A 15699-nucleotide genomic window follows, 5' to 3' on the forward strand; every position below is an offset into this window, starting at 1 on the left:
CGAGGGAAAGGCAAACACCGCTCACGGTTGCCGCGATCGGCGGAGACCCCCGACGGTCAGGCGCCCGCCTTGGCCAGCGCCTGTTCGAGATCGGCGATGATGTCGTCGGCATCCTCGCAGCCGATGGAAATGCGCACCACGTTGGGGGCGGCGCCGGCGGCGGTTTGCTGTTCCGGGGTCAGCTGCCGGTGGGTGGTGGAGGCCGAGTGGATGATCAGGGAGCGGGTGTCGCCGAGGTTGGCGACGTGGCTGAAGAGTTCGAGGCTGTCGACCAGCTTGACGCAGCCTTCGTAGCCCGACTTGAGCGCCACGGTGAACAGGCCGCCCGCGCCCTTGGGGCAGACCGTCTTGACGCGCTTGTGGTAGGGCGAGGATTTGAGTCCGGCATAGGTGACCGCCTCGACCGCGTCGTGCTTTTCCAGCCAGGCGGCGACGGTTTCGGCATTCTCGACGTGTTTCTGCATCCGCAGGGACAGCGTCTCGATCCCCATTAGGGTGTAATGCGCGGCCTGGGGGTTCAGCGTCATGCCGAGGTCGCGCAGGCCGATGGCGATGCCGTGGAAGGTGAAGGCCAGCGGGCCGAACGTTTCGTGGAACTTGAGGCCGTGATAGGCGGGTTCGGGTTCGCTGAGCGAGGGAAACTTGTCGGACGCGGACCAGTCGAAGGTGCCCGAATCCACCACGACGCCGCCGGTGACAGTGCCGTTGCCGGTGAGGAACTTGGTCATGGAATGCACGACCAGCGTGGCGCCGTGTTCGATCGGGCGGCAGAGATAGGGCGTGGCAGAGGTGTTGTCGACGATCAGCGGCAGTCCGGCGGCGTCGGCCACGTCGGCCACCGCGCGCAGGTCGGCGATGTGGCCGCCGGGATTGGCGATGGATTCGCAGAACACCGCACGGGTGTCGTCGTCGATGGCGGACTTGATCGCGTCCATGTCGTCGATATCGACGAACTTGGCCGACCAGCCGAAGCGCTTGATGGTCTGGCTGAACTGGGTGATCGAGCCGCCATAGAGGCGGGTGGAGACGACCACGTTCTTGCCCGGGCCCATCAGCGGGAACAGCGCCATGATCTGGGCCGCGTGACCCGACGAGCAGCAGACGGCGCCGGCGCCGCCTTCGAGCGTGGCGACGCGTTCCTGAAGCACCGCGACGGTCGGGTTGGTCAGGCGGGAATAGATGTAGCCCACTTCCTGGAGGTTGAAGAGGGCGGCGGCGTGCTCGGCGTCGCGGAACACGTAGGCGGTCGACTGGTAGATCGGTGTCTGGCGCGCCCCCGTGGCCGGATCGGGCCGGGCGCCAGCGTGGATTTGCAGCGTGTCGAAGCCGAATTGGTGAATGCGGTCGTCGTCGGACATGGAAAGCCTCCCTAATGGCGTTTGCCATTTGGGTAAGCGATGGCGGGACGCAGGACAAGCGGATTGACGTGGTCTTGCGCGGACAGGAGCCGGGCGAGCGGCTATTTTTTCGGGACGCGCCCGTAGCGGCCGCGCAGGGCGGGCGCGGTTCCGGTGAGGAGGTAGAACGCGCTTTCCACGATCCGGCGCATGAGGCCGCGGGGACGGGGCGGCGGCAGGTCGTCATCGGGACTGCTGTCGAACGCGGAGGGGGAAAGCACCTCGACGTCGGAGGTCTCCAGAGCGTCGAGAAAGGCCGCCGCCTCGGCCGCGCGGGCGGTTTCGACCATGATCGGTACGCCGCCCAGGGCGACCGAGAGGTACTGGGCATTCGAGAGCGTGTGGTAGCCCGGCACGAAGACGCGAAAGCCGGCGCCTTCGAGGGCGGCGACGGCCAGCATCGCGTCGGACGGGCCGAAGACCTGGGCGATGCGGGTCAGGCCGGGTACGTCACGCAAGGCCATCAGCGTATCCAGAACCCGTTGCGGCGGATGGTGTTGCGGATCGCCTGTTCCTTGCGCGGCATGTTTTCACGGTCGAAGAGGGCGCGCACCTTTTGACCGCGGCCGTGGTAGACCATGAACTTGATCGCGTCGTAGTTCTTCAGCAGTTTCTTGACCGGGTTGGGGGCGCTGATGTCTTCCAGCAGCGCCACCACGTCGTCATTCTCGCGGGCGTATAGCAGCGGGAACATGCGGTAGTGGCACGTCATCTCGCCGTCGAGGAGACCGTCGGGCAGCGTGTCGCGCCCGCCGCCCAGCGAATGAATGACCAGCGGAAGCGCCACCTGGTCGAGCCAGGGATCGAGCGACTGGCAGACCAGTTCCGGCGGCGGGTCGTCGCGGATGGCGAGCGCGTAGTCCAGGAAACGCTGGCCGAAGACATGCGGGCATTTGTAGAAGAAGAACCCGGCGTTGAAGTAGAGGTAGCGGCGCCAGTATTCGTCGGGCAGGGACGGGTCGAGCGAGGACTCGAAATCCAGGCCGAACTTGTCGTAGAGCGATTTCCATGTGGCCGTGTAGCCGGGGCCGTAAAGCTGGATCTCGGGCCAGGTGCCTTCGCGCTTGAGCGAGGCGGTGGGGCGGTCGAAATCGAAGGGGACTCGCGTCAGGTCGCCGGTGACCAGGGTGTCGGTGTCGAAGAACACGAACGGCTCGCCCTCGGGCAGGGCCATCAGGCATTCGATCTTGTTGCCATAGGGATAGGCCTGCCCGAAATGCCGGGATTCGAAGGGCAGGATCTCGGCGCCGTAGCTTTCCAAGAGCGCGCGGATGTCGCCGCGCATGGTCGGGTCGTTCTTCCACAGCGGGCCGGGCTGGGGTTCGGCCACGAAAAGGCGGCCTTTGAAGTTTGGGCTGCGGGCGCGCAGGGAGGCGGCGAACAGCACCGCCTCGAACTGAAGCCGGCCGGAATGACCGACCACCACAATATTGAACGCTTGGTTTTTTGCCTTTTTCGCGGCCATAATCCGGTCACGCCTGCCTGAACTGCCCTTTGGCGCCAGTATAGGCCGTGCGCTGCGGTTGCGCGAGAGGCAGTTGCGCAGATTTTTGAAAGGAAAGGTATTTTCGGATGATCGAGTGGATTGTCGTTGGCCTTGCGGTGGCCCTGGGCGGCGGTACGGGAAGCCCGGACGGGGCCGCCGTGGCGCAATCGGCAGGGGACGGGGGCCAGCCGCCCGCCGGGTTCGAGGCCGAGGACCAGACGCCCACCGGCAAGTTCACCACCGCCGCCGAGATCAGGCCGATCATCGAGGCTACGCGCGGCAATTGGGTGGCGGTGCGCGAATATGATGGCCAGGACCTGCTGTACCTGACGCATCTGTTGAGCTGGCGCTGCGGGATGCACCGGGTCAGTGTCGGTGTGAATGGCGGCGCGATGGAGGTTTGGGACATGCCGGCCTGTCAGACCGAGACCGCCGCCCCCAATGCTTTTCCCGATGACGCGGTGATCTACAAGAGCTTCGGTCTGGGCGAGATCGAGAGCATCGCGGTCGAGATCCTGTATGACGACCTTGGCACGGCGGAGGGGCTGTTCGGGCGGAAAGAGGTTTTGATGCCCTGAACGCGCACGTCTTTCTTGCCCCGCGCCGAAGGTTTTGCGAAAACCCCAAAGAGCGGGCACGCCTTCAAATCAGCCGTGGCGTACCTATATTGATGTTAAGGTGATTAACTTTACGCGAAAGGGAGCGGTGATGGCGAATTTGGATGCGCAGGTGCGCGAAAGTCAGGAGCAGGTCGCATCGGCGCAGGCGAAGATTGCCGAGCTGACCGGCAAGATCGAAAGCGCGCGGTCCAAGATCAAGGGCGGCGAGGATGCGAGCCTCGATATCGAGAACGCGACGCTGGACGAGGTGCACGCCCATACCGAGACGATGAATGCCAACATCGCCGAGTTGATCATGGGGCTGGACGATGTGACCGCGGGGTTCTCGCGCGATTTTGACGAGATGCGCAACAAGACGGGCTGGGAAAGCTTCGTCGGTATCTTCAACCGTCACAAGGCCGACAGCATGCGGCAAGAGCGGATCCGCACCGCCAGCATCGACGACAAGTTGCAGGACCTGATCTCGAAATCCGACATCATCGTGCAATTGCTGGAAGGCCAGCTGCGCACGCTGGAAGAGCACAAGGTGAAGGTCGAGACGAACCTGACCGAGACGCTGGACGAGCGCGAGGCGACAGTGGGCGAACTGGAGACGCTGCGCGCGGACATCCAGGGGATGGATCCCAAGATCATCGAACTGGAAAACAAGATCGCCAACGAGACCGACGCGGCCGCCCGCACCAAGCTGGAAAGCGAACTGGCGGAGATGAACGCCAAGTATAACGAGATGGTGCAGCAGGAGCAGGTCAAGCTGGCGAAAAGCCAGACGCTGGAGCGGTATATCGAGAAGGGCAAGACCTGGGTCGATTCGCTGCAGAACCAGGCGGCGACGCAGATGGTGCTGATCAACAAGCTGCAGACCGACACCAAGCAGCGGGTCGTGCTCTATGACGCGCTGACAAAGTCGCTTAAAACCGCGCAGCAGCAGGACGTGGCGCACCGGATCAACGAGATCGGGGTCAAGACCGACCAGGAGGCGCAGAGCGCCATGGCCGGGATCGGCGCGGCCACCAACCAGAAGATGGCCGACATGCTGGAGGCGCACGAGGATCACATGGTCTTTGCCCGCGAGGTGCTGGAGGCCAAGGCCAAGGCCGACGAGCGGTTCGCGCGGCGCTTTGCCAAGATCATCGAGAAGCATGACGCCAACGCGTATGGCGGCTAGGGCATGGGGCTTGGAACGCTCGCCGTAATTCTGTCCGTCGTCTGCCTGGTGGTGTCGTTCGTCTTTACCGTGCCGGCCTGGGTGAACCTTGTCGGGGTGGGGTTCGGCCTTGCAGGGTTGATCCTGATCGGGCTGTCGCGCCGGCGTCGCGGAGGCGGGACGTGAGTGCGCCTGTCCCAAACAGCTGAGAAAGGCGTCGCAATGGCCGAAATAGAGACGTTTCCAATCGAGGTCGTGGTTATCTGCGGTGCGTTCCTTGGCATGATGCTAGCGGGCTGGCTGGGACAACTCAGCCTGGCGCTGGTATTGCTGGGTGTCTGCCTCATCGCGATCCTGTGGTCGGTGATCGCCAGCCGGGGTGCGTCCGGCAATGGAGCCGAGGGCGGTTTCAGCGGCGGCGCCGATGCGGGTGGCGGAGGCGATGGCGGCGCCTGCGGCGGGGGTGGCGAATGATTGCGGATGCTCCGACATCTGACCGTGCCGCGCTGACCGATCTTTTCGCGTCACGCCGGTACTTCGCCAAGTTCGAGCGGATCACGGGGCATCTGAATCGCGTGGCCGCCGTGATGCAGGCCGAGGGCAACCTGAGCAAGCAGGAGGTCGAGGTTCTGACCACCTATGTTCAGGGCATCGCCTATACGTTCAAGGCGCTGAGCATGAAGTACCTGCTGGTCGGGCGCGACACCGGGCAGTTCTTCGGCTCGCTGGCGATGGACGTGACCGAAAGCGGCTTTCCCGTTTTCTCGGAACTGATGGTGATGGCCAATGACGCGGCCCAGGCGCGGCGGCACCTGGACGGGATGCCGGATACCGAGACGCTGAAGCGCGAGATGGTCGAGCAGATCATCTCGGAACGGACGATCCCGACGCGGCTGCAGTTCGCGCTGTCCCAGCGGCTGTATTACGAGGAGATGCTGCGCGGGCACCTGTTCTGGGCGCAGAACGATCCGCAGATCCAATGGGTGAGCGGGCTGGACGAGCGGCGGCGCTACCTGTTGCATTGGGCGGTCTATGACAGCCAGGTGAACCTGCCGACGATCTACCTGATGGAGGTCGAGGACACGGGCCGCGCGCCCCTGGGCAAGGACGAGCGGCGCTGGCCCGAAGTGCAGGCGCATCTTATGGCGCAGAGCTTGGGCGGATTGAAGTTGCTGACCATCGCCAAGGGGTTCGACGAGAGTTTCGACGACCTGCACCCCAAGCGGCTGCGGCGGTTTCATGTCGGCCCGATGTACAGCCACGCCTTCACGCGGCAGACCGGGCCGCTGCGCGAGGTGCTGGCGCAGGCCGACGCGCCCGTGGGGCAGGACTGGGCGCTGGCGTGGACCGACGAGGTGCTGGAAAGCGAACGGGTGATCGAGGAGCGCGCGGGCTGGTTCGGAACGGTGGAGCGCGAGGTTTTCGCGCTGGACCCGTTTTCCGGAAAAGGGGCCGAGACCGGGGCGACGCGGATGGAGCGCAGCATCATCCTGCCGGAGCGGCCCTACCAGGTGCTGGCCGAGAAGACCCCGCCGGGGTTTTCGTCGGTCACCAAGTACGTGGTCAGCCCGGGCGGCCGGGTGTTGAGATATTGAACGCGAGGTGGGGTGAGACCCCACCCTGCGCCAGATTAGTAGGGTGGGTTTCAAACCCACCACCGGGGAGAAGAAGATGAGTTTGACGGCCGATACGATGGAATTGCGGGAAGAGGATATCGCCAAGCATTACGATGCTGCCGCGGCGATGCTGGCGGGGTTCGACCACACGCCGCGTATCGCCAAGCCGGCGGACGCCCCGCAGCAGGAAAAATCGGCCGGGTTGGGCACGCGGCGGCGGTTCCGGACGACGACGCCGGGGCTGGTGACACGCTCGACCGCGCGGCCTGAGGGTGTGCATTTGGTGGAGCGGATCGAGGCCGCCGATGGCGACGACCCGCTGGTGAGCCCGATGCAGGCGACGGTATTGCACGGCCTGAGGCGGGCGATTGCCATCGCGCTGGCGGTGGGTGAGCAGTTTTCCGAGGCCACGGGGCTGGCCGATCTGCGGCGGGCGAACCTGGCCGGGGCGCTGGGCGCGGACCGCAAGACCGAGTTCACCGAGCTTCTGGGGGCCGAGGCATTGGCGGTGGGGCATGTATTTGCCAACGCGACGGCCTTCCTGCTGGCGCCGCACGGGTCCGAGGTGAGCGTCGAGGTGGGCGAGGTCGAGGAGGTTCTGACCGACAATTCGCAATTGGCCCTGCACGGCGCGTTGTGGGAACTGGACCAGGATATCGCGGCCCATGCCGGTGACGATGCGCGGCTGGTGGCGACGGTCAGCGCCTTTGCCGAACAGTTGATGGAGAAGATCGCGTTGCGCGCCCAGAATGCCGGGCGTTTGAATGCCTTCACCGGCGCAAGCTGGCGCGTCGAGGCGGATGATTTCACCATTCGCGGCTTTGACGCGGCATCGAAGGGCAAGTCCAGCACGCTGACCATGACCTTCAAGCAGCCGCACGAGGTGGTGGGCAACCATATCGCCAAGTACCAGGCGCTGAAGCTCAGCAAGATGCTGATGGCCTATGATTTCGAGCGAAAGCTGAACCCCTTTGCCGAGCTGGGCGGCTTCATCTTTACCTTCATGGGCGACGGCAAGCCGGGGACGGGCAAGACGACGCTGATCCAGATGATGGCGGGGTTGATCAAGGGGTATTGCGACAACGCGGGATATCCCTTCCGCTACCAGAACCTGTCGACCGAGAGCATCGACAGCTACCAGGGGAAGTCGGCCCAGAACGCCAAGGCGTTCATCAACACCGTGATTGACCCCGGCGTGATCGGGTTCGGGACGATCGACGATATCGACCAGCTGGCGGGCAAGCGCGGCGACCGGCAGTCAAGCGCGGGGCAGCTGGAGATCACCGCCGTGCTGATGGAGAGCTTTGCCGGGGCCAACACGGTGGTGCGGGGGAACTGCACTTTCGGCATGTTCTCGAACTATCCCGAGAACGTGGACGACGCGCTGCGCCAGAGGGCAGGCGCGCGGTTCCTGGTGGACGGGCCGCAGACACGGGAGGATTATATCGACATCCTCTACCTCTTGATGGGCAAGAACCATGACATCCCGCTGGGCCAGCACGAGGTCTATGCCGCGCAGGAGATCAAGAAGGCCGTGGCGGCCTCGTTCGAGAGCCACGCGCGGCCCCACGAGGACGGGCTGATCCGGGTCTATGAGCGCGTCGAGAAGGATATCGGCAGGCTGGACACGATTGCCAAGCTGGGGACCTATCTGAAGGGCATCCAGGAGGCGGACGAACGCTTTACGGGCCGGGCGATCAAGAACATCACCGACGCGGTGAAGGTGCGGGCGATGGATTTCGAGTTGCCCGATGAATGGATGGAAAAGCCCGACCTGTTCCTGTTCAAATCCTATGACGAGAAGAAGGGGATGATCGAGGAACTGCGCCAGCCGATCACGGTGGAGATGGTCATGCAGGAGATCAACCGCTACGCGGACAGCGAATTCCGCTATGCGGACAAGTCCGACGAGGTGGCGATCGAGAATATGGTGCGCGATTTCGGTCGGACGGAGGAAGCCAAGCGGCGGTACATGGCGGAGAAGGAGAGCGGTGCGTGAGAGCACGTGCGCCAAGCGGCAATGAACGACCCGAGCGTGACATTGGTGAACACCGGCTTGCCGCTGGCTATCATCGGCGGGCTGGCGGCGTTGGTGCCGTGGCTTTTGACGCCGCGGGGGACGCGGTCGCACCTGAGGGTGTTGGTGTCGGTCGTGCTGTCGGTGCTTCTGCTGTTGGCGGCCAGCGCGGGTGTGTTCGCGTTGTTCGACAAGCGCAGCCTGCTGGGCGGGCAGACGCTCGCCGGGCAGGGGGTCATCGCGTGGATGTACTTGCGCAGTTCGTTGGGGGCTGTGGCGGTATGGGGTCCGGTGCTGGCCTTCGTCTGGCTGGGGCTGGCGCAGCGGGTGGAGCGGTTGAGGGGGGAAGATGTTGTCAGGGGGAATACAATTGACAGGCATCTCTGACGCAATCAGTGCACTTGCAAATCTTCTGATGGCAGGAGCTGCGATTGCTGGTGCGTTTGCGGCTTGGGTTGGCCTTGGCTCATGGAAGCGAGAAAAACGGTGGCAGCGAGACGTTGAACTTGGCGAGGATTTGCTGGTTCTAATGTTCCAACGACGCGATGCGGTCGCAAATATTCGAGTGTCGGTTTATTCCTACGACCCGATAACTACCGATGAAGAAGGTCGTGAATTTACAAATCGTTCGGAAGGTGAATTCCAAGGTCTTCTTAAGTACTATCAAGAGAAAGTCGACCGCCTCGAGGTTTTGCGTTCAGAAATTTATGGCAAGCGGTTGCGCGCTTCAGTTGTTTGGGGCGAGAAAATAAATGAACTACTGCACAAACTATTTGAACAAGAGCAACAGCTTATCGTTAACATACAGCGATATCTAAGAACTTCAAATCCGCGGTTACCAGATCCGCAAAGGGATGCAGCTGCGCACCGCGTGGATTATGATATCCTCTTCGATGATGAAGAGGAACTCGACGAATTTAAGCAAGAGTATGATCGGCGTTTTGAACCGATTGAGAATTTGTTGCGATCAAAGCTGAAAGCATAGTTATGAAACGTCTGATCAGATCCGGCCTGATGTTCGGCAACCTGGTGCATGTGGCCAGCCCGGCGCTGGTGGAGCGATACAATCGCGCACTGAAGCACCTGACGGGCAAGACGACCAGCCTGACGGATTTCTACGTCGATATCTCTGGCTATTCGCCGGAGGTGGGGCATGAGCTGGGCGATGACCTTTACCTCAACCATGCGGGGGTGAACCGGCAGTTCATCCTGCTGACCACGGAGCAGAAGCGTGCGCCGCTCTTGAACGCGCAGTTCTCGACCAGCCGGGGCATTCTGAAGCAGTTCATCGAGGAGAACGAGCCCGCGCTGTTTGCCCTGACGGCGCGGGACGCAGTGGCGGGGGAGCTGGTCAATTCGGTCTATGACATGTCGAGCCCCGCGCGCCTGTTCGATATCCGGCGGATCACCATCGAGGCGGACACCACCAACGGGGCGCTGCGGCAGGCCGAGAAGCTGGATGAAAAGGTCGAGCGGTTCATGTCGGAAGAGGACGCCTGGTTCGACGACGTGCTGATTGCCGAGATGATCGAGCTGGCCGGGCAGACCGGGGACGTGCTGCGCAATCCCATCGACCTGAAGGAGATGAGTTTCGAGCAGCGCAATTACTGGACCGATCATTTCGGCGGCGTTTACCTGTTCCAGGACCTCGAATTGCCGGGTGTGATCTGCGTCTCGGACAAGACCCCCTTCGAGGGCGAGCGGATCGAGTATGTCTTTGGTATCGACGAGCGGAACCGGATTGCAAGTTTCCTCGATCTCAACGGGCTAGTGGAGCCGATCGTCAAGGCACGCGGCATAGATGCGTCGGCGATCCTGCGGCAAAAGATGGATTTCATGCTGGTCGATGCGCTGGCGGATGAAGGCGTGGAGTTCGCGGGCCGCAGCCGGGCCGAGATGCGCCGGTTGGCGCGGCGGCACTCGGACCTTTTGCCGGAGGAGTTTCACACGCTCAACGCCCTGCTGAACTGGGCCGAGAACGGCGGCCCGTGGCCGGTGATAAGCTCGGACAATCCGGCGTATTTCTACACGCTGCGGGCCGCGGCGAACAAGGATGCGGACCTGGTCAACATGCTTCTGGCGGAGCTGGCGCCGAAGGATGTGAGGCAGCTGTTCATCTGCCACAAGAGCCTTTTCTACCGCCGTTACGAGACGTGGGCGGACACCAAGAGGGCCTATGTGGTGGACCTGTTGCTGAACGAATACCAGGTGGACAAGATGGGCACGCGCGCGGCGCTTTTCGGGCACGAGGCCCCGATGGAAGAGCCGGCGCCGCCGAGACCGCCCGAGCCCGAGCCGGAGATCGAGGCGGTTGTGCGGCGGGTCGGACCCTGGGGGCCTGTGACGCGCCGGGCTGGCAAGGGCACGCCCTATTCGGCGGGCAGGAAGACGAGGAGATAGGACATGGCGGCTCTGGCGAGACTTCTGATCATCGGGTTCATCGTCTGCACGATCCTGTATGTCGTCCTGTCGATTTATTCCCGGAGCGTGCGAAAAGGCAAGCTGCGCGAATGGTGGGAGGAGGAAGGCCGGCCCGGCGACCTGGACGCCTATATCGAAAAGGGGCTGGAAGAGTATGACGGATCGCTCCGGCGCAAGCTGATCCTCGGGGTCTATGTCGTGCCGTTCAGCATCGTGGCGGCGATCATCTACTTCACGAATTTTCACTGAAGGGGGTGGGACGTTGGTTTACCTGAAATGGCTGTTCTGGAGTGTTTTCTGGGTGCTGGTGGCCGCTTTTTTCCACTACACCCTGCCGCAGACCGATATCGTGCGGGTGACGGACACCTATGAAAAGCGCATAGATTTCGGCGAGAACAGCCTGTTCTGGGCCAGTCCCGATGCCGGCAATGACATGACTCCGATCAACCGCGACGTCTTTTTCATCCAGACGGTGCGGGCGAATGGCAGCACGATGGTCTATCGCAACGAGGATACCGGGTGGGGCTGGCCGCCTTATTTCAAGTTCGACACGTCCAACCTGCAGGCCGAGGCGGCCGATCTGAAATCCACCGCCGAGGCGCCGCGATGGGCGGCGCTGAAACATTACGGCTGGCGCAACGAGTTCCTGTCGATCTTTCCCAACGGCGTGAGCATCTGGCCGGTTGCGGGGCCGAATGCGGGCAAGCCGTTCCCGTGGCTGAACCTGCTGATCCTGGCGGGTTTTGCCATCGTGGCCTTCGGCACCTGGCGGATATGGCGCGGGTTCCGGGCCAGGCGGCTCGACCCGGTCTGGGAAGGGATCGAGGCCCGTTTCGACGCTGCCGGGAATGCGATAGAGGACCGGCGCGGGCGCGTCCGGCGCTGGCTGGACACCTGGCGGCCGAAGGACAAGCGCCGGGACTGACGCCCCCTGGATGAGACCGATCAGGCGCTTCTTGCCTCGGGGGCGTCGATAGCTCGGCCTTCGTCTGTCACGCGCATGGAGTCCGTTACCCAAGCCGGCAGGACCAGCGGAGCCAGCGGGTTGGGAGCGCCATTCAGGACCTGGTCGCGCAAGGCGGAGATCATTTCGCCGCGCTTTGACTGACGCCCGGACATGATGTGCAGAAGCGCCTCGACCTGCATCGCGTCAAGCTGCGGCCGCGGCGCGGCGGGTTGCAGGACGAACGGCTTGGGGTCGAGCCCGATGTCGCGCAGGAAGCTGCGCAAATAGGTTTCCGGACCAAGCTTGATGCGTTCGAACTGGCGCGACCTGACCTGGAGCCCGGGGTGAAGCGCGCAAAGCGTCTGCTCCAGCGCGGAGAAGTCGATGGAATTGAAGTTCACGCTGCGACAGAACTGTTCCAGCGTCAGCGTCGTGTGGTTCTGACGAATGGCGTCGGAATAGAGGCTGACGAGATAGCTTTCGGGGTTGCGCGTATAGAGCAGCAGCCGGGTATCTTCCAGCGGCAGACCGGCCTGGGCATATCGCAGATTGGTCGCAGCCTGCGGATAGAACGCGGGGTTCGTCTCGTTCCAGAGCAGGGATTGCGTCATCGTGGGGCCAAGCCGGTTTTCGTCGGAAATCAGAACGGTTTCCGCGCCGGCCTTCGAGGCAGCGCTTGTGATGGCGGCGTTCAGCTCGGCGAAGGCGCCGTAGTCCTGCGGCGTGGAGCCGGGCTTGTGCCGTCGGCGGATCATGCGGACCTGCCTTTGCACGGCCTTGGGCATTTCGGCATTCACGTAGAACACCCGTTGCGCCCGCAATTGCTCGCGATTGAAGGAAAGATTTTGCTGCAACAGCAGGGACGCCGTCCTGTGGACGCCCAGATGGATCACGTATTTCATGGACCTGCCCGGTGCCTGTTTTGTTTTTTATGCAATAATCCTACCGCATTCGGTGCAGCCGCGCAAGATTCCGCTGATTCGTCGGGTGCGAAGAACCGCATCCGTGCGCGGGCGCGCGTGCACGGATCGTCGTGACAGGGACCCCGACCGAACAGGACGGAGACGCCGGTCAGGTCCCCGTTGGGGCGTCGGGCGCTGCCGCTTCGAATCTCGCGTCGGCGATGCAGCGGCGGACAACCGATGCTTGATCCAGCACGAGGACCGGGGGGCTGTGCGACGGGCGTGAGGGGACCCGCAGGCATCCCGCGAGGTCACCTGACACGAGCCGGGCCGCTTCCGGATCGCGGATCGTGGGCACCTCGAAAAGGTCCTCGGGTCCGGTCGTCACGATTTCGTCGATGGAGTCGACGGTGATCCCGTATTTCCGTCCGCCATGTTCGAAGATCAGCACCTTGTCCGCCTCCGCTCCGGTCTCGGGAAAACCGTAGAGGACACGCAGGTTGATGAGGGTGATCAACTCGCCCCTGAGATTGAGAATACCGTCGACGAAGGTGAGCGCGTAGGGCGGCTTCAACAGCGACGAGGGGCGGTCGATGACCTCGTTGACGCCGGAGATGTCGAAGCCCATCTCGATGTCCACGGAGAACAGGATAAAGGTCGAACGGCCGCGTTCCGTCCTGAAGTTCTTTGGCTTTGTCTCGACATCCGTCGAGGGATAGATTTCCTGGCAGGAGCGCGCGGCGAGCGCCAGCATCTCGTCCTTCAGCAGGCTGTGATGGTCGAGCAGGATGACGATGGTTTCGTCCTGGCGCACGAGGCAGCCGGACACGACGTCGTGCCGCGGCAGACCCACGTTCGCGAAGGGCAGGATGTCCTTTTCATAGAACGTCATGATGCTGTCGATCGAGTAGACCAGCAGGCCGATCCTGCCTTCGGGCAGGTCGAGGACAAGAAGCTTGCGTTTCTCCAGCATGCCGGCCTTGAACTTGTAGGGCGTCTCGTTGCCGATCATCCCGCGAAAATCGACCACCGGCAGGGTGCGCCCGCGCAATTCCACGTTTCCGATGACGTAGCCGTGGGCGAGCTGGGAGGTCTGCAGCGGCGGCATGTCGGTGATTTCCTGCACGAAACGCAGGTCGAGGGCGCAGGTTGTGTGACCGAGTTGAAAGGAAATGCAGTTGAAGCGCTGGCCGAGATGGGTCTTGCGGTGCTGAGCGTGATCGATCCGGGCGACGCGCGGGATTTTCTCGATCTGCAGAATCTCGTACGGGTCGAGAAGCTGCACCATGCGGGCGCCGTCGTCCAGCTTCAGCACGCCTTCGACAATGATGTCCTTCAAGCCCTGGGCGTCACGCAGGAAATTGACCCGCGTGGCATTCATGCCCTGTATGATGGCGCCGGTATCGTCGAACAGAAGCCCGACGCAGAGGTCTCCGTTCTCGATGATGGCGACCTTGCGCACGGAGGTTTCGGATGCGGGCGCAATTCCCAGGATGTGACGCAGGTCGATCACCGGGACGATCGTGTTGCGCAGGCAGAAGAGCCCGACCATGTGCGGCGCGGCCAGGGGGACCTCGGAATAGGTGTCGGGGGCGTTCACGACCTCCTGGATGACATCGACGGGCAATGCGAACTCGGTCTCGTCAAGCCAGAAGGAGCCATAGACGACGTTGCGCGCGGCATGCACGCCGCGCGCCGGTTCCATGGCCGCGGCCGGCGCGTCGACCTTGCAGGACGCGCCGGGCATGGGGGCCGGGCCACCCGGCGCGGTCGCGTTGGGGGGCGTTTCAGGCGGGCGCGACATCATCCCTCTCCAAGGCGCGGAATGGGCGTGATCGTGAAATCGCCGGTCGTGCAGTCGATTACCACGCGACGGCCGTGTGTACCCCCGGTATCGTCATGCACGATGCGAAGCCCGGCGTCGCGCAGTGCGGCGCGTGCGAAATCGGCGTTGACCTGGCCGACCAGGCGTTCGGGCTCGGTCTCATGCGGCAGGGTCATGTTTGCGCCGCCAGCGATGAAAACGCGCATCTTGCGGCGCTCGGTGTCGGCGACGTTCATCTGGCGCAGAAGCGCCTCGATCGCGTGATCGACATGGCGCCCGCTGCCCTTGGCTTTGGGAGGGCCTTCGGACTTGGCCAGCAAGGCATGGGCGAGACCGCAGATGCCGTTTTTTCTGTCCACGAACCCAAGGCCGATGCAGGAGCCGAGTATGGCGTTCAGTGTCTGTCCCGCACGACCGATCTTGACCTGGCCGATCTGGACATGGAGCTGATCTTCACCAATCATGTCAGCGGCTTTCCACCCTTGGGCGCGGGGCGATAGATCATGGGTTCGATGATCGCGAAATCGGTCCGAAGCCGGGCGATGCTTTCGCTTTCGCCGATGTAGAGCAAGGCATCGGGCGCCATCGCGGCGTGCACGTTTCGCAGGATGGCCTCCTGATCCTCGGGGGTGAAGTAAATCAGCACGTTGCGCAGGAAAACGGCGTCGAAGCTGGCACCGCCCGGCAAGGGTTTCAGCAGGTTGTGCAGCTTGAACGTGGTGCGCCCCCTGATCTGGGTGTCGACCTTGTACCCGGCAGTATCGTCGCCGCCCAGGAACCGATCAAAGAGGTCCGTGCCATCCGCGCGCAGTTGGGTGAGGGCCGGCACGGCGTAAAGACCGGCCTCGGCCTGTTTCAGGACCTTCGACGAGATGTCCGTGCCCGTGCACCTGTAGTCGAACCCCTCCTGCGTGCTGCGCGTGTGCTCAAGGATCATGCCCGCGGTATAGGCCTCTTCGCCGGTCGAGGCGGCAGCGGACCAGATGCGCATCGGGCGTCTGGTGTTGCGTTCCATGAAGGCCGGGATGGCGACATCGCGGAAGTGTTGCCAGATGCGGGGTGTTCGATAGAAAAACGTCTTGTTCGTCGTGACCCGGTTGATCAGTTCCTGAAGCTCGGCCTTGTCGGAGGTCACGCGCGCGATATACGCCTTGAAGTCCGCGTCCCTGGTTTCACGCAAGCGGCCGCGCAGCCGGCTGAGCAGGAGAGACGTGCGATTGTCCCCGATCGTGATGCCGGTGCTGTCGTGGATGATGCCCCTGATCCTGTTGAATTGCGACTCGCTGAGCGAAAGCTCTTTTTCTGCTGTCATGGTGTTACCCTGT

18 protein-coding genes are annotated in these 15699 nt (G+C 63.1%); 11 read left to right on the forward strand and 7 right to left on the reverse strand.

Features of this window, described 5'->3' with window-relative positions; translation table 11 throughout:
* Positions 1-56: 56 nt before the first annotated feature.
* The 3 genes from KUV49_RS08660 to KUV49_RS08670 all read right to left on the reverse strand — a co-directional run bounded on the left by KUV49_RS08660 (position 57) and on the right by KUV49_RS08670 (position 2862).
* Positions 57-1358, reverse strand: a complete 1302-nt coding sequence (locus KUV49_RS08660) for an O-acetylhomoserine aminocarboxypropyltransferase/cysteine synthase family protein (RefSeq protein ID WP_222449596.1) — start codon at positions 1356-1358, stop codon at positions 57-59.
* A 101-nt stretch (positions 1359-1459) separates the two neighbouring features.
* On the reverse strand, positions 1460-1861 hold the full coding sequence (locus KUV49_RS08665; protein ID WP_222449597.1) for a hypothetical protein: 402 nt from the start codon (positions 1859-1861) through the stop codon (positions 1460-1462).
* Positions 1861-2862, reverse strand: coding sequence for a hypothetical protein (locus KUV49_RS08670; RefSeq protein ID WP_222449598.1), 1002 nt, complete (start codon positions 2860-2862; stop codon positions 1861-1863). Before KUV49_RS08670 ends, KUV49_RS08665 begins: the two co-directional genes overlap by 1 nt.
* 107 nt (positions 2863-2969) lie before the next feature.
* Here KUV49_RS08670 and KUV49_RS08675 point away from each other — a divergent pair, with 107 nt between their 5' ends.
* From KUV49_RS08675 to KUV49_RS08725, 11 genes are all read left to right on the forward strand, one after another.
* A complete protein-coding gene (locus KUV49_RS08675; RefSeq protein ID WP_222449599.1) occupies positions 2970-3461 on the forward strand; it encodes a hypothetical protein in 492 nt (163 codons plus the stop codon).
* Positions 3462-3591: 130 nt separating this feature from the next.
* Entirely contained in the window at positions 3592-4668 is a 1077-nt protein-coding gene (locus tag KUV49_RS08680) for a hypothetical protein (RefSeq protein ID WP_222449600.1), read from the forward strand.
* A gap of 3 nt (positions 4669-4671) precedes the next feature.
* Positions 4672-4833, forward strand: a complete 162-nt coding sequence (locus KUV49_RS08685; RefSeq protein WP_222449601.1) for a hypothetical protein — start codon at positions 4672-4674, stop codon at positions 4831-4833.
* Positions 4834-4869: 36 nt separating this feature from the next.
* Entirely contained in the window at positions 4870-5121 is a 252-nt protein-coding gene (locus KUV49_RS08690) for a hypothetical protein (RefSeq protein ID WP_222449602.1), read from the forward strand.
* Positions 5118-6242 (forward strand): hypothetical protein, encoded by a 1125-nt coding sequence (locus KUV49_RS08695; protein WP_222449603.1) that lies wholly within the window; start codon positions 5118-5120, stop codon positions 6240-6242. The genes KUV49_RS08690 and KUV49_RS08695 overlap by 4 nt, the downstream gene beginning before the upstream one ends.
* A gap of 76 nt (positions 6243-6318) precedes the next feature.
* Positions 6319-8262: an AAA family ATPase gene (locus KUV49_RS08700; protein WP_222449604.1), complete on the forward strand. Its 1944-nt coding sequence runs from the start codon at positions 6319-6321 to the stop codon at positions 8260-8262.
* Between the two features lie 21 nt (positions 8263-8283).
* Positions 8284-8667 (forward strand): hypothetical protein, encoded by a 384-nt coding sequence (locus KUV49_RS08705; RefSeq protein WP_222449605.1) that lies wholly within the window; start codon positions 8284-8286, stop codon positions 8665-8667.
* Positions 8651-9265: a hypothetical protein gene (locus tag KUV49_RS08710; protein ID WP_222449606.1), complete on the forward strand. Its 615-nt coding sequence runs from the start codon at positions 8651-8653 to the stop codon at positions 9263-9265. The genes KUV49_RS08705 and KUV49_RS08710 overlap by 17 nt, the downstream gene beginning before the upstream one ends.
* 2 nt (positions 9266-9267) lie before the next feature.
* Entirely contained in the window at positions 9268-10680 is a 1413-nt protein-coding gene (locus KUV49_RS08715) for a DUF6638 family protein (protein ID WP_222449607.1), read from the forward strand.
* 3 nt (positions 10681-10683) lie between these two features.
* Positions 10684-10950, forward strand: coding sequence for a hypothetical protein (locus KUV49_RS08720; protein ID WP_222449608.1), 267 nt, complete (start codon positions 10684-10686; stop codon positions 10948-10950).
* Positions 10951-10963: 13 nt separating this feature from the next.
* A complete protein-coding gene (locus KUV49_RS08725) occupies positions 10964-11626 on the forward strand; it encodes a DUF1523 family protein (RefSeq protein WP_222449609.1) in 663 nt (220 codons plus the stop codon).
* 20 nt (positions 11627-11646) lie between these two features.
* On the opposite strand, the gene KUV49_RS08730 is transcribed toward KUV49_RS08725, so the two are convergent.
* From KUV49_RS08730 to KUV49_RS08745, 4 genes are all read right to left on the reverse strand, one after another.
* Positions 11647-12549 (reverse strand): hypothetical protein, encoded by a 903-nt coding sequence (locus tag KUV49_RS08730; RefSeq protein ID WP_222449610.1) that lies wholly within the window; start codon positions 12547-12549, stop codon positions 11647-11649.
* Positions 12550-12718: 169 nt separating this feature from the next.
* Positions 12719-14353: a chemotaxis protein CheW gene (locus KUV49_RS08735; protein WP_222449611.1), complete on the reverse strand. Its 1635-nt coding sequence runs from the start codon at positions 14351-14353 to the stop codon at positions 12719-12721.
* Positions 14353-14838, reverse strand: coding sequence for a chemotaxis protein CheD (locus KUV49_RS08740; protein ID WP_222449612.1), 486 nt, complete (start codon positions 14836-14838; stop codon positions 14353-14355). The genes KUV49_RS08735 and KUV49_RS08740 overlap by 1 nt, the downstream gene beginning before the upstream one ends.
* On the reverse strand, positions 14835-15686 hold the full coding sequence (locus KUV49_RS08745; protein ID WP_222449613.1) for a CheR family methyltransferase: 852 nt from the start codon (positions 15684-15686) through the stop codon (positions 14835-14837). The genes KUV49_RS08740 and KUV49_RS08745 overlap by 4 nt, the downstream gene beginning before the upstream one ends.
* Positions 15687-15699: the final 13 nt, after the last annotated feature.

Source organism: Roseovarius atlanticus, assembly GCF_019802205.1.
Lineage (GTDB): Bacteria > Pseudomonadota > Alphaproteobacteria > Rhodobacterales > Rhodobacteraceae > Roseovarius > Roseovarius atlanticus_A.